Source organism: Thermodesulfomicrobium thermophilum DSM 16697 (genome assembly GCF_059568695.1).
Genome location: NZ_JCANTW010000012.1, coordinates 108,862 through 126,317, shown reverse-complemented (window position 1 = coordinate 126,317; position 17,456 = coordinate 108,862). Strand labels below are relative to the sequence as shown.

Here is a 17,456-nt window from a genome sequence, read left to right as displayed (position 1 = left end):
GCTAGACGATCTCGTCCTGAATGCGCGTATCGAAAATGCGCTTACTCTTGCGCTCGGAGCGCGGCAGCAGGCCATAATCCACCACTTCCGCCCGCACCGAGACCAAAAGCTGCTTCTTCACCTGGTGTTCCAGCTCCTTGGCCAAGTCGATGGAGCGCTCGGCCGGCACCCCTTCGCCCCGCTCCACCACCAGGCGCATATGGTCGCGGCCGGCCTCGTCGCGGGTGAGATGGATCTGGTATTCGGAACCAAGCCCCGGCACCACGGAAATGATGGCGTCCACGGAGCTGGGGTAGATGTTCACCCCGCGGAACTTGAGGGTGTCGTCGGTGCGGCCCTTGATGCGCGAGTGCCGCGGCAGCATCGACCCGCAGGTGCACGGTCCGGGGATGATGCGGGTGATGTCACGGGTGCGGTAGCGGATGAGGGGCGCGCCTTCCTTGCTCAAGGTGGTGATGACCATCTCCCCCCATTCACCATCCGGCAGGGGTTGCAGGGTTTCGGGATCGAGGATTTCCAGAATGTAGTAGTCGGCCCAGTAGTGGATGCAGTCGTGGTGCGGACATTCGATGCCCATGCCGGGGCCGTAGAGTTCCGTGAGCCCGGTGATGTCAAAGAGTTCGGCTCCGCCGAAGAGTTCGCTGATCTTGGCGCGCATGGAGCGGCTGGAGCGCTCGGAGCCGTAAATGATCTTGCGCACCGCGATCTTGTCCGCAACGCCGCGGCGGTGGATCTCCTCGGCCATGAGCAGGGCCATGGACGCGGTGGAGCAAAACACCGTGGACTGGAAATCCAGCAAAAACTGGATCTGCATGTCGATATTGCCCGGCCCCACGGGCACGGCCAAGGCCCCGAGTTTTTCGCACCCCAGTTGGAAGCCCATGCCCGCGGTCCAAACCCCGTAGCCCACGGCGATCTGCACCCGGTCCAGGGGCGTGATCCCGGCCATCTGGTAACAGCGGGCAAAGAGGTGGATCCAATCGTCCAGGTCTTTTTGCGTGTAGCACAATACCTTACGCTTGCCCGTGGTGCCGGAGCTGGCATGGATGCGCACCAGCTGCTCAAAGGGCACGGCGCGCAAGGGGAAGGGGTAGCCGTCGCGCAAGTCCTCGGCGGTGGTCAACGGCAAACGGCGCAGGTCCGCCAGGCTGTGGATGTCTTCCGGACGGATCCCTGCGGCATCGAGTTTTTCCCGGTAGGCGCTGCAACCTTCATAGGCGTGGCGCACCGTCCATTGCAGCCCCCGCAGCTGATGTGCCGCAAGTTCTTCGGGGCTCTGAAACGAAGGCATGAAGTCGCTCTGCATGGGTGGTTTCTCCAGACGGATATTGGTGAGTCCTGCAGCGCCCAGGCGGCTGGCCGCAGGATTGTGATCACTGGCCGCGCCGAGGAAAGCCTGGCGCAAGGCCGGGTCCACGAGCAAGCGGCTGCTTTCGCCGTGCTCCACCACCCGCCCCCCGGCCATGAGGTAGGCGCGGGTGGATGCCGCAAGGGCCCGGGCGGCGTTTTGCTCCACCAGCAAGATGGCCGTGCCGGAACGCGAAAGCGCGTGGATGATGGCAAAAATCTCGTCAGTGACCTTGGGCGCAAGACCGAGGCTCGGCTCATCGAGCAGGAGCAGCCGCGGCCGGGCCATGAGGGCGCGTCCCATGGCCAGCATCTGCTGCTCGCCCCCGGACAGGGTGCCGGCCGCCTGCCGGCGGCGCTCGGCCAGACGCGGAAAGCGCGCAAAGACCTCCTCCATGCGCCGCGCCTCTTCCTCACGGGAAAGACGCAGCACGAGGCTTCCCAGGCGCAGGTTTTCCTCCACGCTCAAATGGGCAAACACCTCCCGGCCTTCAGGGGAAAGGGCCAGGCCCAAACGGACCATGGCGGCCGGCGAAGCCCCCAACACCTCGCGGCCATCCACCCGCACGCTGCCGCCGCTTGCCCGCACCAACCCCATGATGGCGCGCAGGGTGGTGGTCTTGCCCGCGCCATTGGCGCCCACCAAGGCCACGGTCTCTCCGGCGCCCACGGTGAAATCCACGCCGCGCACTGCTTCCGCGGCGCCAAAATGCACGCTCAGGCCGCGAACTTCCAGCATCAGGCCACCACCTCCATCTGGCCAAGGTACGCCTCCAGTACCAAGGGATTGCGCTGCACTTCCGCCGGAGTCCCCACCGCGATGCGCCGACCGCCGTCCAAAACGACGACGTGATCCGCCAGACGCATGACCATGTCCATGTCGTGCTCCACCAGCAGCACCGTACGGCCGGCCCGCCGCAGACGCACCAGTTCCGCTTCCACGGTCTCGGTCTCCGCGCGGTTGAGCCCCGCCACCGGCTCGTCGAGCACCAGCACGCGGGGAGCGGCCACCAGGGCGCGGGCAAGCTCCAGTCGCTTTTTGTCCCCGAAGGAGAGCACCCCGGCGGGCCACCGGGCCTTGGCGGCCAAACCCAAACGATCCAATGCCTCCAGGGCGGCCAGGCGGCAGGCGCGCTCCGCATGCCGGGCTGCAGGCAAGCGGAGGATCGCCGCGGTGAACGAAAAGGGCGTGCGCGTCACCAGCCCGGCCAAGACATTGTCGAGCACCGTCTCATGCGGGGCAAGACGCAGGTTCTGAAAGGTGCGGGCAAGTCCCAGACGGACGATGGCATGGGTGGGGAGCATGGTGAGTTCGTGCTCCCCCAGGCGAATGGAGCCGGTATCCACCCGGCACACGCCAAAGAGGCAATCGAGCAAGGTGCTCTTGCCGGCGCCGTTGGGCCCGATGAGGGCGGTAATGCTCCCAGGAGTCACGGCAAAGCCCACGCCATCCAAGGCCGTGAGGCCGCCGAAGCGCTTGGTCACCCCTTCAAGCTGCAGCATCGCTTCTCCCCTGCTGCGCCCGCCACCAGGCCAAGGCGACAGCCTGGCGGATGCCCCGGATCATCCCCTGCGGGGCCACCAGCAACATGGCCACCAAGAGGCCGCCATGGACGAACTCTTTGTAGGCCTCCGCCAGCTCGGAAAATTCCGGCAACAGCACGATCACCGCAGCCCCCAGCACCGAGCCCCACACCGAGCCCATGCCGCCCAAGACCACCATGATGGCCAAATCCGTGGACACGAAGATGCCAAAGGAGTCCGGGCTCACGAAGCCGTAGGTATGGGCGAAAAGCGAACCCGCCACCGCGGCGAGCACCGCGGACAAGGTCCACAACACCACCTTGGCGCGCGCCACCGGCACCCCCAGGCAGGCGGCGCAAACCTCGTCGGCCGCAAGCACCATGAGCCCCCGGCCAGGTAGGCTCCGTACCAGATTGAGCCCCCCAAACATGACCACAAGCACCACGAACCACAGAAAAAAATGGAGCCGCACCGGATCGTCCACGGCCCATCCCGCCGCGGTCAAAGGCGGAATCCCCGCCAAGCCGCTGGGGCCTCCGGTCCACCGGTCCTCCTGCAAGAGCACGTGATGGACCACCACGTTGCAGGCCAAGGTGGCCATGGCCAAGGCATGGCCGGAGAGGCGCAAGAGCGGGACACCTATCGCCAGGGAAAACCCGGCCGCGGCCGCCACCGCCACCACCAAGGCCAGCCACGGCGACCAGCCGGCATGCACCGTAAGGATGCCCGAGATATATGCCCCCACAGCCATAAAGGCAGCGTGCCCCAGGGAGATCTGCCCCGTGCATCCCATGAAGAGGTTGAGCCCCACCACCGCCACACTCATCAGCGCGATACGGTTGGTCAGCCCCAAGGTGTAGGGGTTGTCCGTGTACCACGGAAAAAGCAGCACCGCGCCGGCAGCCGCAAGCACCCCCAACCCCAGCCGATGGGACCAGAAAAAATGCAGCCACCGGGACCGCGTCAAGCCGTCCACCCAAACCTCCTGCCGCCAGAGCGATACGACACCCATAAATCCATAATCGATTCCAAACCTATTGTCATTGCCGCACGATCCCGCTCGGCCGCCAGCAGAGCACCAGCACCAGCACCACAAACGCCAAGGCGTCCTTGTAGGCGCTGGAGACGTACGCCGCGGCCAGAGACTCCACCAATCCAAGCAGCACGCCTCCCGCCACCGCGCCAGGAAAAGAGCCAAAACCGCCCAAGATGGCGGCGGCAAAGCCCTTGAGCCCCAAGAGGACGCCCACATCGGCGCTCAAGGTGGTCACCGGAGTCACCAAGGCCCCGGCAAGCCCTCCGCACGCCCCGGCCACGGCAAAGGCCGCCATGCGTACTCTCCCGGCAGGGATCCCCACCACCGCCGCAGCCCGAGGGTTGGAGGCCACGGCGCGCATGGCGAGCCCCAGGTTCGTGCCCCGAAAAAACCACACGAGGCCGCCGATGGCGGTCACGGTCAGGACCATCATCCACAGGGTTTGCGGCAGGACCATGGCCCCCCACAGACGCACGGGCACGTCTTCGGCAATGGGCGGAACCGCCATGCGGTTTTTACCCCACACCATCTGGATGGCGCCCCGGAGCACGATGGAGATTCCCACCGTCAAAAAGACGAGCACCAAAGGATGGTCGGTGCGCGCGGGCCGAAGCCCCAGGCGCTCCACGAGCATGGCCACCAAAGCCGTTCCCACCACGGCGGCCAGAAGCCCCACCGGCACCGGCAGCCCCGCCAGGACAGATGCCGAATACAGAAACATCCCGCCCAAGGTCACCAGGTCGACCTGAACGAAGTTGACGATGCCCATGGCCCCGTGCACCACACAGAACCCGAGGGCAATGAGGGCATAGATGGCGCCGTTTCCCAGCCCCGCCCATACGAATTGCATGAAATCCATGATACTCTCCCGCGCCTGGAAAGCAGGCGCCCAGCGGGGATACGGAAAAACGCCGCGCTGCTCAAGGCAGATGCGGCGAAGCCTCTTGAGAGCCGTGCCCCCGCGCCTGCAGGCCACACGCTTCGTGCAATTGCGCCAGGTCTTCCGGGGTATTCACATTGAAGAACCAATGGGCCTCGGCCTCGGTATAGGGCAGGTGATGGCGGTGTGATGCCGGAATGAGCCGAGAGAGCTGATACACCCCCATGGCCAGGCCCTGACGCAAGGGCGCGGCTGCCGCAGGCTCATACACCGCGGCCAGGGCCTCGATATACGGTGTACCGTGCCGAGCCCACGCGGTCATGAGGGCATGAGCGGGGCGAGCCCGCCGGGCGGCGAGCAGCCGCACGAGCGCTTCCTCCTCCATACGCGGCATATCGCACGCCAAAACCAGCACCGGCCGCTGCCACGCTTCCAAGGCCGTCAGGATCCCCCCCAAGGGGCCCACACGCTCCGTGGCGTCCAAAAGGACGGGCAGCCCCGGCAGCATGCGCCGCGAAGACACCGCCACGCGCGGACACACCCGGGAAAGGAGGGCCACCGCCCGTTCCACCAGGGGCACCCCGCGGAAAGGGAGCAAGGCCTTGTCCCGGCCGAGGCGCGACGAAAGCCCCCCGGCCAGGACCAAACCCCAGACTGCCTCATGGGAGGAGCGCACTAAAAGCCCCACGCCGAAAGGGTCGGGCGGCGCCAGCCCTGCTCCATGGCAGCCAGATCCAGGGACATGGACTCCAGGTCATCCATGGCCGGCCAACTCGTGCGGTCCATCTCCCGAAAATCCGTGACTTTGATGTACATGCGGCAGGTGGAACAGGTGAGCAGCCGAAACCCCGGCAGCTCCGGACTATCCACAAACCCCAACTGGCCCTGCGCCGTCTCCAGGCAAAAGGGGCATTGCAGGCGCGGCGCCCGGTACGGGGTATGGCAAAAGCTGCAGGTATGGATGCGATGGCCTTCCTTGCCCCGCAAGTCTCCCACCACCGGCAGGGCCCCGCACACCGGACAGTGGCCGTGGGGCCACACGGTCTCTGGAGTGGTCAAATCCTTCTCACCCAAGGCCGCCCGCGCCACGGCCTCCGCCCACGGCGTCACGGCGCTGCCCACCGCGAAGGGCACCAGCCGCGGGGCATCGGGAAACTGCGCGGCGTACGGGGCAAAAAAGGCCTCATCCCCCAAAAGAGCCGCCCGCACCGCGGCAGAAAGATCGAGCTCACCGCGCTGCACACGCCCCATCATGGCGGAAACCGTCTCGCCCAGCGGAGAATCCGCCAATGCCTCCATGAGGCTTTCCACCCGCGCCGCGCCGTCTTCCGGCACCGGAAACACCGCCCGGGGCAGCAGGGGCACGCCCTGCCGGTGCCGATCGGCATCCGTCAGCTCCACGGCGGGGACCGAGACGGGGTCCACCGGGTGCTCCCATTGCCACAAGGCCACCCGCTCCACCACGCGGAGCATGGCCTCCGGGACATTGGATTTGGCACGGCAGGACTGCATGTACTGTTCAAGCTTCTCTGGGGTCTGCTGCATAAAAACCTCGCTCACAAGAGGGGTTGAGGAAAATGATGGCCGCGGCTATCATGCCTTTTATGGCATAGCAAGACCGGAGTCGAAGCAAGGCTCCTTCTCGTCTTGAGGCACGCAACCCCAAGGAGGGCTTATGGGCGACGCCATGCGCCTGCGGGTGCACATCTGGATGGAAGACCATGGAGAGACCGCCATGGGCATGGGCCGGGCGCTGCTTCTGGCCAAGATCCGCGAGCATGGATCGCTCCGCCAGGCGGCGGCGGACATGCGCATGTCCTACCGGGCCGCCTGGGGCAAACTCAAAGCCACGGAGGCGCGCCTGGGCACGGCCCTGGTGCGCAAGGCCAAAGGCCAACGCTTCGAGCTCACCGAAGAAGGCGAACGCATCTGCGACGCCTTTCTTGCGCTGCACCGCGAAGTGGAGTCCTTTGCCAGCGTGCGGGCCCAGAACCTGCTGGGGATTGCGGTCACCTGCACTGCATTCGAGGATCCCAGCACCCCCTCAACCGCATCCACCCCCAAGTGACATCCCTATGGAACGTGCGTTTTTCCGTGTGGTTTCCGTGGAGGCAATGCGCCAGATGCTCATGGCGTTTGCACCGCTCACGGAGACCGAAAACGTCCCTTTGGAAGAGGCCCTCGGCCGCGTCTGCGCCCACGACGTCACGGCCCCCGAAGATTTGCCTGCCCGCAGCCGCTCGGCCATGGACGGCTACGCCGTCTGCGCCCAGGATACGTTTGGCGCCAGCGAGTCGCTGCCCGCCTACCTGGAGCTTGCCGGGACCGTATCCATCGACGCCCAGGACATCCCGGCCCTTGCCCCGGGGACCTGTATGGCGCTTCCTACCGGCGCGAGCCTTCCCGCCGGCGCCGACGCGGTGGTCATGGTGGAGCATACGCAAAGCCTGGGAAGCGATACCGTGGAGATCCGCCGCTCGGTGGCCCCCGGCGACAACGTGCTCCTCGCCGGCGAAGACGTGCGCATGGGCGCGCAGGCCATTTCCCGTGGCACCCGCCTGCGGGCCCAAGATCTGGGACTCCTGGCCGCCCTCGGTGTGCACACGGTGCCGGTGGTGCGGCGTCCGCGCGTGGCGGTGCTCTCCACCGGTGACGAATTGGTGCCCATAACCGCCGCCCCCCGGCCCGGGCAGATCCGGGACGTCAACGGCCCGGTCATCCGAACCCTCGCCCGCCAGCACGGCGGCCTTCCCCTGGACCTGGGATTGGTGCGCGACGACGAGACCGCGCTGCGGGACGCCTTGTGCCGGGGGCTCGATGCCGGAGCGGACCTCCTGTGCATTTCCGGCGGCAGCTCCGTAGGGGTACGCGACCTGACCGTCGGCGTGCTCGAAGCGCTCGGAGCGCAGATCCTCGCCCACGGGGTGGCCATGGCCCCCGGCAAACCCACCATCGTCGCCCGCTGGCAGGACCGGCCGGTGCTCGGGCTGCCGGGGCAGATGGCCTCGGCCTTCGTGGTGCTCTGGGTCTTGGGGATCCCGCTGCTGCGGCACCTCTCCGGCGAAGCGCAGGCCTTTGCCCCGCCCCCGTGGACCTTGGCCCGGCTCACCCACAATATCGCCTCCAAACCCGGACGCGAGGAATACGTGCGGGTGCGCCTGGTGCGCCGGGGAAACGATCTGTGGGCCCAGCCGGTGAACGCCAAGTCGGGGCTGCTGCGCTCGCTCCTCGACGCCCACGGTCTGGTACGGGTGGACGACAATCTCGAAGGCATGGAGGCCGGGGCCACGGTGCCGGTCATACTCTGGGACGCACGCCCCTTCGGCGAGGAGGAATCATGAAACGCAATGTCTATCTCCACATGCTCTCCGTGGAGGACGCCCTGCACCGCGTGCAGGCCGCCCTGGACCGCGACGCCATCATCGGCACCGAGACCGTTCCCAGCCACGAAGCCTTGGGACGGGTGCTCGCAGAGCCGGTGTTCGCCCGCTTTTCCAGCCCCACCTTCCACGGCGCGGCCATGGACGGCTACGCCGTGCGCGCCGCCGACACCTTCACCGCCCGGCCGGGAGCCCCCGTGCGCCTGACCAAGGGAGAAAACGCCTTTGCCGTCAATACCGGCAACCCGCTGCCCCCCGGCACCGATGCCGTGCTCATGATCGAACACGTGGTGCAGGACACCGGCGACGCCCTGGAAACGGAAACCGCGGTCTTTCCCATGCAGCACGTGCGCCGCATCGGCGAAGACATCGTGGCTACGGAGCTGCTGCTCCCCCGCGGCCGTCACCTGGGCGCCGCCGACGTGGCGGCCGTGCTCACCGCCGGCATCTGGGAAGTGACGGTATGGCAGCGCCCGCGGCTCTGCTTCATTCCCACCGGCGATGAGGTCCTCGACTTCCGCGCCCGGCCGAACCCCGCCGCAGGCCAGGTCGTCGAGAGCAACTCCCAGCTCGTGGCCGGCCTCTTGCGCCCCCTGGGCATCGAAGTCACGGTGACCCCGCCGGTACCCGACAACCCCGATGCCTTGGCCGAGGCCGTGGGGCGCGCCTTACAGGAATTCCACGCCGTGGCCATCGGCGCCGGTTCCTCCGCCGGGGCCAAGGACTACTCGCGCATGGTCATGGAGCGCCTTGGCGAAGTGCTGGTGCACGGCATGAACATCATGCCCGGCAAACCCACCTTGCTGGGGGTCGCCGGGGGCAGACTCCTCATCGGCGTCCCCGGCTACCCGGTATCCGCTGCGGTATGTGTGGAGGAAGCAGTGGTGCCGCTTCTGTGCTGGCTCGGGCACATGCCCCAACCGGAGCGGCCGGAGGTGGAAGTGGAACTGGCGCGGGCCACGCCCTCCAAGCTCGGCACCAATGAGTACCTCCGCCTGGCCATCGGCCGGGTGGGCGAACGCCTGGTGGGCATGCCCCTGGGCCGCGGGGCGGGCCTCATCTCCACCATGGTCCGCGCCCAGGGCGTGACCATCATCCCGGCGGAAAGCGAAGGCATCGAGGCCGGCGCCGTGGTGCGGGCAAGACTCTTGGGACCGCGGGCGGAGCTCGATCGCACCGTCATCATCGTCGGCAGCCACGACAACCTGCTGGACCTCCTGGCGGACGAACTCATGGGGCAGGAGGAACCCCTGCGTGTGGCCTCGAGCCATGTGGGCTCCATGGGCGGCATCACCGCCCTGCGCGACGGCCGGACGCTTCTGGCGGGCATGCACCTCTTCGATCCGGAAAGCGGGGATTTCAACTTCCCATTTCTGGCCAAGTACCTCCCCCAGGTGGCGGTGACCTGCGTGAACCTCGCCATCCGCCAGCAAGGCCTCATGGTGGCCAAGGGCAACCCCCTCAAGATCACCGGCGTGGCGGATCTGGCCCGGCCGGAAGTCCGCTTCGTCAACCGCCAGCGGGGGGCAGGCACCCGCATCCTCCTCGACCACGCCCTGCGGCAGGCAGGCATAGCGCCTGCCCAAGTGCGCGGCTACGAGCACGAGGAATTCACCCACATGGCTGTAGCCGCCAACGTACGCACCGGGGCGGCGGACTGCGGCCTGGGGATCCTCGCCGCGGCCCGGGCCCTGGATCTGGACTTCATCCCCCTGGCCCGGGAACGCTACGACCTCGTCTTCCGCGAGGACGCCGCGGACGCACGCATCGAGCGCATCCTCGCCGTGCTCCAACACCCGGACTTCCACAAACGCATCCAGGGCCTAGGCGGCTACGAGACCACCCTCACCGGCCGGGTCATGCGCCCAGGCATGGGGCTTGGCTAAGGAGCCTTGGGGACTCCGCGCCACCTCCGTGCATCGCCCAGCCAGCACAATAGAATATCCCCCGAGGAAGGCCCCTCAAGCACGTGCACAAACTCCGTGATTTCAGGGCCAACCGAGGGGGATATCTTCAAGATGCCGAAGTACGGCGGCAGGCTATTGCAGTTTTTCCGTAATATTGTCGTGGATCCAATGGCCATCCCACCACTCGATGGGCTGGACCTCCACCCCGCCGACGAGCATGCCGAAATGGAGATGGTCGCCTCCAGCCATGCCCGTGGCGCCGGTCTTGCCGATGATCTGGCCGCGCTGCACCACATCCCCCACCTGCACGTGGATCTCGCTTAAGTGCGAATAAAGGGAGTGCACGCCAAAGCCATGATCCAGCATCACCATATTGCCGTAGATCCCCAAAAAGCCGGCAAAGACCACCCGGCCTGTATTCCCCGCCGGAACCGGCGCATTGATAATGGACGCGAGATCGATGCCCATATGCGTTTGGGTATCAATGGCCTTGCCACCATAGAGATATGTGCGGGTATCTCCAAATTGGGCCATGGTAGCGCTTTTGGGAAGACGCATGAACGTCCCACTCCAAAGCATCTGGGGGACGGTGTTGACCGCAATTTCCTTGAGCTGAGAGATGTTTTGGCGACGCAACTCGCTATTTACCTTGATGAAAATATCCACGAGTCCTGTCCCAGGAGGGTACAGCGCGGCAAATTGCGGCATTTTGCTCTGGAGAAAGGCATCGGAGACATTGATACTGTCTTTCCGAAACTTCTTCGCAATAACGTACACATTGATGGGAACGCGCATCTCGTTACCTGCCTCGTCCGTCGCAAGCACTACGGGGCGGACCGAAGACGGATCCACGGCAAAGGGCAGGGCAAAGAAGCAAAGATACCGGCCCGGACGCTCCAGGTATCCAGGGAAAAAGTACTCTCCCACCTCGACGCCGGTGCGCGCCAAAGGCTCGTTTGCAGTATACACCACCAACCCGGAGCCACCATGGGCCACATTGTGTTGGCGCGAGACGACGGACACGATGGGCGGGGTGGAATCCAGCGTCAGCGGCAGTTCCAGACGGGCGGTATTGCCCATGCCCAGCCGGTGCCACGAGGCGTCAGTCACCGCCACCTTGAGGGTGAGCTTGCCGCTTTTGACCGGGAGCGCCGCGAGAGAAAACTCTTCGACAATCGCGCCCTGCGGGGCATCGTAGGTCTTTTTCAGAATCTCCACCGGCGCTCCGCTGGGAAGATCCGCGCTCACCACCACCTGGCGGATTCCGGAATCCGCGTCCTGCGCCTCCAGGCGAAACACCGTGGCGGTACTCACCGTGGCCTGCTGCGGACTCAACCGCAGCAGCGGCTTATGCCATTCCGCCTTGAGGGCATAGAGCGCACCCACACCTGCCGCCAGGATGAGCGCTGCCAAAAACACCAGTATACCAGAAGAACGACGAGGGGGCATAGAGTCCTCCTTGAGTATCACCGTACAACCCAACGTCCAAACACCCCGTGGGGATAGAGAGGGGCGCTTCTTTTGGCAAGGCACTTGACGCGAGCCTCCATCCCCCTTAAAAAAGGAAAAATAACCATCGTAAAACCGCCGGTCATTTGCAGCCTGAGGAGATCCTATGGAAAATCGACATTGGCACGTGGGGTATTGGATCATCGCCATCATGCTCCTGCTCCTTTTTCAGGAGATGCTCCAGACCTACCGCAGCGTGGAGACCGTCCCCTACTCGGCCTTCGAACAGGCCCTGGCCCAAGGCAAAGTGGCCGAGGTCACCATTGGCGAGCAGGTGATCACCGGCAAGCTCAAGGCCCCGGAAGGCCGCACCATCGCCATCGCCGCGGCGCGCGTGGAGCCGGATCTCGCCGAACGCCTCGATCGCTACGGGGTCCCATATACCCGCGTGGTGGAAAACACCTTTCTGCGCGATCTCATCTCCTGGGTGGCGCCGGCCCTGGTCTTCTTTGCGGTGTGGTATTTCCTCTTCCGCCGTTTTGCCGAAAAGCAGAGCATGGGCAGCTTCATGTCCATCGGCAAAAGCCGGGCCAAAGTGTTGGTGGAAAAAGATACCGGAGTCACCTTTTCCGACGTGGCGGGCGTGGATGAAGCCAAAGCCGAGCTGCAAGAGACCGTCGCCTTCCTCAAGGACCCCAAGTCCTACGGCCGCCTCGGGGCGCGCATGCCCAAAGGCGTGCTGCTGGTAGGCCCTCCGGGAACGGGCAAGACCCTCCTTGCCAAGGCCGTGGCCGGCGAGGCCGGGGTGCCGTTCTTTTTCATCTCCGGCTCGGACTTCGTGGAGATGTTCGTGGGCGTCGGCGCGGCCCGGGTGCGGGACCTCTTTGATCAAGCGCGAAATCAAGCGCCCTGCATCATCTTCATCGACGAATTGGACGCCCTGGGACGGGCACGCGGGGCCTTTCCGGGCATGGGCGGCCATGACGAAAAAGAGCAAACCTTGAACCAATTGCTCGTGGAGATGGACGGCTTTGATTCCTCCGCAGGCATCGTCATCCTGGCCGCCACCAACCGCCCCGAGATCCTCGACCCGGCGCTGCTGCGACCTGGCCGCTTCGACCGTCAGGTGGTGGTGGACCGACCGGACAAGATCGGCCGGCGCCAGATCCTCGAAGTGCACGCCCGGCGCATCACCTTGGGCGAAGACGTGGACCTGGACAAAGTGGCGGCCATGACCACGGGATTTGCAGGCGCGGATCTGGCCAACCTGGTGAACGAAGCCGCCCTCTTTGCCACCCGCCGTGGTGCCGACGCCGTGGCCATGGAAGACTTTACCGCCGCCTTCGAACGCATCGTGGCTGGCGCGGAAAAGCGTAGCCGAGTGCTATCTTCGGAAGAGCGGCGCGTGGTGGCCTACCACGAAATCGGCCACGCCCTGGTGGCCCGCGCCGTGCCTGGGGCAGACCCGGTGCACAAGATCTCGATCATCCCCCGCGGCATCGGCGCCCTGGGCTACACCTTGCAGCGGCCCTCGGAAGACCGGTACCTGACGACCAAAGAAGACCTCATGCGCCGCATCATGGTGCTTCTGGGCGGACGCGCCGCAGAAGTTCTCGTTTTTGGGCACCTGTCCACCGGGGCCGCCGACGACCTGGCCCGGGCCACACAAATTGCTCGAGACATGGTCACCCGCTACGGCATGGACGAAAAACTGGGCTTCGTGGCCTTTGCCGGCCAGCGCTCCCGCTTTCTGGATAGCCAGCTCTCCCCCGATGAACTGGGCGCGGTTTCGGAAGAAGTACGGCGCAGGATCGACACCGCGGTGCGGGAGATCGTCATGGACGCCTTTGCCTGCGCCCGACGCATCCTCGAAACCAATCAGGATGCCCTGGAAGCCGCAGCCAGCGCGCTCCTGGCCCAGGAAACCTTGGAAGAAGCCGATGTGGAGCGCCTCCTCTCGGCGCTCTCCACCCCCGAGTGCGCGAAGGCATAAGCGGCCACCCAACACGCCCCACGGCATCATGGCCCGGACGTAATCTCTACGGCCGGGCCATTTTCGTTTATGCGGTGGGCTGGGCGTAACGGGCCTGTTCGCGTTCGTAGGCCTCGGCGAGCTCGCGCAGGATGGTCAAAGATTCCTGCGCTTCTTGGAGATCCAATTTACGGATGGCAAACCCCGCATGGATGATGAGGTAGTCGCCCACCTCCGCCGGTTCCGGCAAGAGCATGAGCGAGGCCTGCACAAAGGTCTCGCCCTCTCCCACGCGGCAGGTGGCGACGCCATTGTCGATACGTTCAATGCGGGCAGGAATGGCCAAACACATAGGACACCTCACTGGGCTTGGGGAGAAAAAGTACCACCAGCGGCGGCGACTTCCTGCAACACCGCCTGCACCATGGCCGGCATGGCGGCCTGCGCCACCGAGGAAAGCTCCACGGCCATGGTCTGATAGTCGGCCGGCTCCATGCCAATCACCACGGCATGGGGCCGTTTGCCTGCAAGCCCGCACATGGTCAAGGTATCCACCAAATCGGTTTGGTGCATGGAGTCCCGAAAGGCCAGACTCTTGCGCAAGTCATCTCCCTCAAGACGATAGACAGAGCCTGGCGGGCCGTCGCCCAGCACTGCATCGCACACGACCACGAAATCCGCTTCCATGAGCGGTCCCATGAGTTTCGTCCCCAGAGTGCCGCCATCCATGAGCGTCACATTGTCGGAAAAGCGGTACTGCTGCTGCAGGATTTCCACGCACCGCACGCCGATCCCCTCATCCGTAAAGAGGATGTTCCCCACCCCCAACACGAGTATTTGCGTCACAATACCTCCTGACTGCAACGGCAAAACGGCGGGCCAGGTTCTCCCAGCCCGCCGCGCGACCTCATACGAGTGCAGAATTAGAGTACACGGAAGACCCGCACCTGATTGGTTCGGGAATCAATGACGTGCACGCCGCAGGCAATACACGGGTCAAAGGAGTGTACGGTGCGCAGGATTTCCACCGGACGCTCGGGATCCGCAATAGGCGTGCCGATCAGGGCCTCTTCCACGGCGGAGAGCTGGCCCTTGGCGCAGCGCGGCCCCAAGTTCCACGTGGACGGCACCACCAGCTGGAAGTTCTCGATCTTGCCGCCCTTGATACGGATCCAATGGCTCAGCCCACCACGCGGGGCGTTCACGAAGCCCACGCCCTCGGCCTCGTCGGGCATCTTCCATTCCTGATAGATCTTGGTGTTGCCCTGTTTGATGTTGGCGGACAGCGCGCCCACCCAATCCATCAGCTTGTCGGCGATGACCTTGGTCTCGATGGCCCGGGCAGCGGTGCGGCCCAGCGTGGAGAACAGGGCTTCGGGGCCCACGCCCAAATGCTTGAGCACGGCATCCACCTGCGCCTTCACCTCGGGATGGCCCTTGGCATAGGCCACGAGCACCGTGGCGAGCGGACCGGTTTCCACCGCGGTCTCGTTGTAGCGCGGCGCCTTCATCCAGGAATAGCGGTCTCGGTCCTCGTAGGAAGTGTATTTGGGTTCGGTCACGCCCTGGAAAGGATGCAGGGCCTTGTCGCCTTCGTACCAGCTATGGCGCACATGCTCGGTAATGAGTTTGGGATCAAAGGCCTGCACCTTGGCGAGATCACGCTTGTAGATGACGCCCGGAGGCAGCCAGCGGCTGTTGAGATCGCTCTCGATGGCCGGGAACTCGCCAAAGCTCATGAAATTGGTGGTCCCGCCGATGCCCGCCCAATCTTTGTAGAAAGAGGCCACGGCCAAGAGGTCCGGGATGTAGCATTCGTCGATGAACTGCTTGGTCTCTTTGAACAGACTCACGAACTCGCTGATACGGGCTTCGGTGAGGCCGTCGTAGCAGGTGACGCCGCCCACCACGGTGAACTGGGTGTGCGGGTTCTTGGCGCCGAACACCGCCATGGCCCGAGCCGCCTTCACCTGCAGGTGCAGGGCCTCCAAGTAGTGGGCCGTGGCGATGAGGTTCACTTCCGGGGGCAGGTAGTAGGCGTCGTGGCCCCCCAGGAAGTAGGCATTGGTGAAGATGCCCAGCTGCCCGGAATCCACCAGGGCCTTGACCTTGTCCTGCACGGCCTTGAGGTCTTCGGCCTTGGTTTTGCGCGGTGAGATGGAGTTGGCGATGTCCGCGGCCTTCTTGGGATCCGCCTTGAGGGCCGAAGCCACATCCACCCAGTCTAGGGCATGGAGATGATAGAAATGCACCACATGGTCATGGAGGAACTGCGCTGCCAGCACCAAGTTGCGGATGAGGCGGGCGTTGTCCGGGAGTTTTTTATCGACGCCCACGGCGTTGTCCACACAGCGGGTGGAGGCCAGGGCATGCACGTAGGTACATACGCCGCAGGAACGCTGCGTGAAGTGCTGGGCATCGCGCGGGTCACGGCCTTTGAGGATGAGCTCCAAGCCGCGGAAAAGCTGGGAGCTGGACCAGGCATTGACCACCTTCCCCTTGTCCACCTCCACCTCGATCTTGAGATGGCCCTCGATACGGGTCACGGGATCGACCACGATGGGGCCTTTGAAATTGGTATTCATCGGCGTGTTGGCCATAGGTATTCTCCTTTTCGTGCGCGATCAGCGTTCAAGGGTTAGGCTTCCTGGTAGAAGGGGCTCATCTGATCCCAGAAGTTGGGCTCGCTGCAGCCAATACAAGGATGCCCCGCTTCCACGGGCCAGTTGGTCTGATTGAATTTGATCTTGGGGCAGTTGTTATAGGTCATGGGACCCTTGCACCCCAATTTGGCGAGACACCAGCCCTTGCGCGCCTCTTCGGAATCGAAGGACGGCGCGAACTCGCCCGCATCGTAATGCTTCAGGCGCGGGCAATTCTCGTGCACGGTTTCCCCAAAGAACATGAGCGGCCGGTTGAAGTCGTCCAGCTCCGGGATAGCGAGGTTATTGGTGAGCAAATGCACGATGGTGCCCACGAGATTGTAGGGATTGGGCGGACAGCCAGCAATGTTGACGGCCTTGACCCCCAAATCCCCCAGGGCGTCGTTCACGCCTTTGGCATCAGTGGGGTTGGGCGCTGCGGCCTGGACGCCGCCGAAGGTTGCGCACGTGCCATACGCGATGACCGCCTTGGCCTTGGGCGCGATCTCGGAACAGATCTCCAGCATGGTCTTGCCGGCCACCTTTCCGTAAATGCCGCCATCCTTCGTGGGAATACCGCCCTCGATGACGCACAAATACCCTTCCGGAGAGCTGACGGCCTGATGCAGGGCCTCCTCGGCCTTGTGGCCTGCGGCGGCCATAATGGTCTCATGGTAGTCAAGGCTGATGGTATCAAGGATGAGGTCATCAATGAACGGCCGCACCGTACGCAAGATAGACTCGGAACATCCGGTGCACTCGGCGTTGTGGAGCCACACCACCGAAGGACGTTTCTTGGCCGTCATGGCCTCGGCGATCCTCTGGGCAAAAGACGCCTCCATACCCATGACCGCGGCAATGGTGGAACAGAACTTCATGAAATCACGACGGGTGATCCCATGCTGTGCCAGTCGTTCCTCGGCGCCCGGTTTGCCTAATCCGACCGCAAACTTCATAACACACCTCCATCGGTTGAATATATCGGACCAGCGGCAGTACATGCCGCTGGCCTTGACCCCAGGACCACTTCCGCAAGATATTTTTTGATACCATTGTTTTTTGATAAAGGTCAATATAGGTAACGAACTTGAAGTTTTCCTAATCCTCTTTTGCGATGCGACGTCCCTAAAAAAATCAATTTTTTGGATTTACGAGCAAAAAATAAAATTATAAAGTAGAAAAATAAATATTAAACAAAAAATCGTAACACTATGTCCCAGCCCTACCCAATCTCTCTCCTGGCGGCTCTGTGTCTCACCGGGTCGATATGTCTGCACCTGACCGTGGGGCGAGCCTTACGCGGGGCGCACATAGGGACT

At 64.2% G+C, this 17,456-nt stretch carries 15 protein-coding genes; 4 read left to right on the top strand and 11 right to left on the bottom strand.

Annotated features, from left to right (window positions below):
• Window position 1 precedes the first annotated feature (1 nt).
• The 6 genes from BR00_RS04230 to BR00_RS04205 form a co-directional block, all read right to left on the bottom strand.
• A complete protein-coding gene (locus BR00_RS04230; RefSeq protein ID WP_496476373.1) occupies window positions 2-2,086 on the bottom strand; it encodes an ATP-binding cassette domain-containing protein in 2,085 nt (694 codons plus the stop codon).
• A complete protein-coding gene (locus tag BR00_RS04225) occupies window positions 2,086-2,850 on the bottom strand; it encodes an ABC transporter ATP-binding protein (RefSeq protein WP_496476372.1) in 765 nt (254 codons plus the stop codon). Before BR00_RS04225 ends, BR00_RS04230 begins: the two co-directional genes overlap by 1 nt.
• Window positions 2,837-3,847: a branched-chain amino acid ABC transporter permease gene (locus BR00_RS04220; protein ID WP_496476371.1), complete on the bottom strand. Its 1,011-nt coding sequence runs from the start codon at window positions 3,845-3,847 to the stop codon at window positions 2,837-2,839. The genes BR00_RS04225 and BR00_RS04220 overlap by 14 nt, the downstream gene beginning before the upstream one ends.
• A gap of 64 nt (window positions 3,848-3,911) precedes the next feature.
• The gene (locus tag BR00_RS04215; RefSeq protein WP_496476370.1) at window positions 3,912-4,766 is read right to left on the bottom strand and encodes a branched-chain amino acid ABC transporter permease; all 855 of its coding nucleotides are present in this window, start codon (window positions 4,764-4,766) and stop codon (window positions 3,912-3,914) included.
• A gap of 61 nt (window positions 4,767-4,827) precedes the next feature.
• Entirely contained in the window at window positions 4,828-5,463 is a 636-nt protein-coding gene (locus BR00_RS04210; RefSeq protein WP_496476369.1) for a molybdenum cofactor guanylyltransferase, read from the bottom strand.
• Window positions 5,463-6,332 (bottom strand): formate dehydrogenase accessory protein FdhE, encoded by an 870-nt coding sequence (locus BR00_RS04205; protein WP_496476368.1) that lies wholly within the window; start codon window positions 6,330-6,332, stop codon window positions 5,463-5,465. The genes BR00_RS04210 and BR00_RS04205 overlap by 1 nt, the downstream gene beginning before the upstream one ends.
• A gap of 130 nt (window positions 6,333-6,462) precedes the next feature.
• On the opposite strand from BR00_RS04205, the gene BR00_RS04200 reads away from it, so the two are divergent.
• From BR00_RS04200 to BR00_RS04190, 3 genes are read left to right on the top strand one after another with little or no spacing between them, the layout of a single operon-like run.
• Entirely contained in the window at window positions 6,463-6,855 is a 393-nt protein-coding gene (locus BR00_RS04200; protein WP_496476367.1) for a winged helix-turn-helix domain-containing protein, read from the top strand.
• A 7-nt stretch (window positions 6,856-6,862) separates the two neighbouring features.
• A complete protein-coding gene (locus tag BR00_RS04195; protein WP_496476366.1) occupies window positions 6,863-8,128 on the top strand; it encodes a molybdopterin molybdotransferase MoeA in 1,266 nt (421 codons plus the stop codon).
• Window positions 8,125-10,053, top strand: coding sequence for a molybdopterin biosynthesis protein (locus BR00_RS04190; RefSeq protein WP_496476365.1), 1,929 nt, complete (start codon window positions 8,125-8,127; stop codon window positions 10,051-10,053). The genes BR00_RS04195 and BR00_RS04190 overlap by 4 nt, the downstream gene beginning before the upstream one ends.
• 153 nt (window positions 10,054-10,206) lie before the next feature.
• On the opposite strand, the gene BR00_RS04185 is transcribed toward BR00_RS04190, so the two are convergent.
• A complete protein-coding gene (locus BR00_RS04185) occupies window positions 10,207-11,523 on the bottom strand; it encodes a M23 family metallopeptidase (RefSeq protein ID WP_496476364.1) in 1,317 nt (438 codons plus the stop codon).
• Window positions 11,524-11,689: 166 nt separating this feature from the next.
• On the opposite strand from BR00_RS04185, the gene ftsH reads away from it, so the two are divergent.
• Window positions 11,690-13,516: an ATP-dependent zinc metalloprotease FtsH gene (gene ftsH, locus BR00_RS04180; RefSeq protein WP_496476363.1), complete on the top strand. Its 1,827-nt coding sequence runs from the start codon at window positions 11,690-11,692 to the stop codon at window positions 13,514-13,516.
• Window positions 13,517-13,583: 67 nt separating this feature from the next.
• Here ftsH and BR00_RS04175 read toward each other — a convergent pair whose 3' ends face one another.
• The 4 genes from BR00_RS04175 to BR00_RS04160 all read right to left on the bottom strand — a co-directional run bounded on the left by BR00_RS04175 (window position 13,584) and on the right by BR00_RS04160 (window position 17,093).
• A complete protein-coding gene (locus BR00_RS04175; protein ID WP_496476362.1) occupies window positions 13,584-13,847 on the bottom strand; it encodes a HypC/HybG/HupF family hydrogenase formation chaperone in 264 nt (87 codons plus the stop codon).
• Window positions 13,848-13,855: 8 nt separating this feature from the next.
• Entirely contained in the window at window positions 13,856-14,341 is a 486-nt protein-coding gene (locus BR00_RS04170; protein WP_496476361.1) for a HyaD/HybD family hydrogenase maturation endopeptidase, read from the bottom strand.
• Window positions 14,342-14,418: 77 nt separating this feature from the next.
• Window positions 14,419-16,095, bottom strand: coding sequence for a nickel-dependent hydrogenase large subunit (locus tag BR00_RS04165; protein ID WP_496476360.1), 1,677 nt, complete (start codon window positions 16,093-16,095; stop codon window positions 14,419-14,421).
• 38 nt (window positions 16,096-16,133) lie between these two features.
• Window positions 16,134-17,093, bottom strand: a complete 960-nt coding sequence (locus BR00_RS04160; RefSeq protein ID WP_496476359.1) for a hydrogenase small subunit — start codon at window positions 17,091-17,093, stop codon at window positions 16,134-16,136.
• Between the last annotated feature and the right edge of the window lie 363 nt (window positions 17,094-17,456).

Coding starts and splice junctions, on each gene's coding strand:
- BR00_RS04185 (WP_496476364.1), bottom strand. CDS start 11,523: ATGCCCCCTCGTCGTTCTTCTGGTATACTGGTGTTTTTGGCAGCGCTC.
- BR00_RS04195 (WP_496476366.1), top strand. CDS start 6,863: ATGGAACGTGCGTTTTTCCGTGTGGTTTCCGTGGAGGCAATGCGCCAG.
- BR00_RS04175 (WP_496476362.1), bottom strand. CDS start 13,847: ATGTGTTTGGCCATTCCTGCCCGCATTGAACGTATCGACAATGGCGTC.
- BR00_RS04165 (WP_496476360.1), bottom strand. CDS start 16,095: ATGGCCAACACGCCGATGAATACCAATTTCAAAGGCCCCATCGTGGTC.
- BR00_RS04225 (WP_496476372.1), bottom strand. CDS start 2,850: ATGCTGCAGCTTGAAGGGGTGACCAAGCGCTTCGGCGGCCTCACGGCC.
- BR00_RS04230 (WP_496476373.1), bottom strand. CDS start 2,086: ATGCTGGAAGTTCGCGGCCTGAGCGTGCATTTTGGCGCCGCGGAAGCA.
- BR00_RS04215 (WP_496476370.1), bottom strand. CDS start 4,766: ATGGATTTCATGCAATTCGTATGGGCGGGGCTGGGAAACGGCGCCATC.
- BR00_RS04160 (WP_496476359.1), bottom strand. CDS start 17,093: ATGAAGTTTGCGGTCGGATTAGGCAAACCGGGCGCCGAGGAACGACTG.
- BR00_RS04200 (WP_496476367.1), top strand. CDS start 6,463: ATGGGCGACGCCATGCGCCTGCGGGTGCACATCTGGATGGAAGACCAT.
- BR00_RS04205 (WP_496476368.1), bottom strand. CDS start 6,332: ATGCAGCAGACCCCAGAGAAGCTTGAACAGTACATGCAGTCCTGCCGT.
- ftsH (WP_496476363.1), top strand. CDS start 11,690: ATGGAAAATCGACATTGGCACGTGGGGTATTGGATCATCGCCATCATG.
- BR00_RS04190 (WP_496476365.1), top strand. CDS start 8,125: ATGAAACGCAATGTCTATCTCCACATGCTCTCCGTGGAGGACGCCCTG.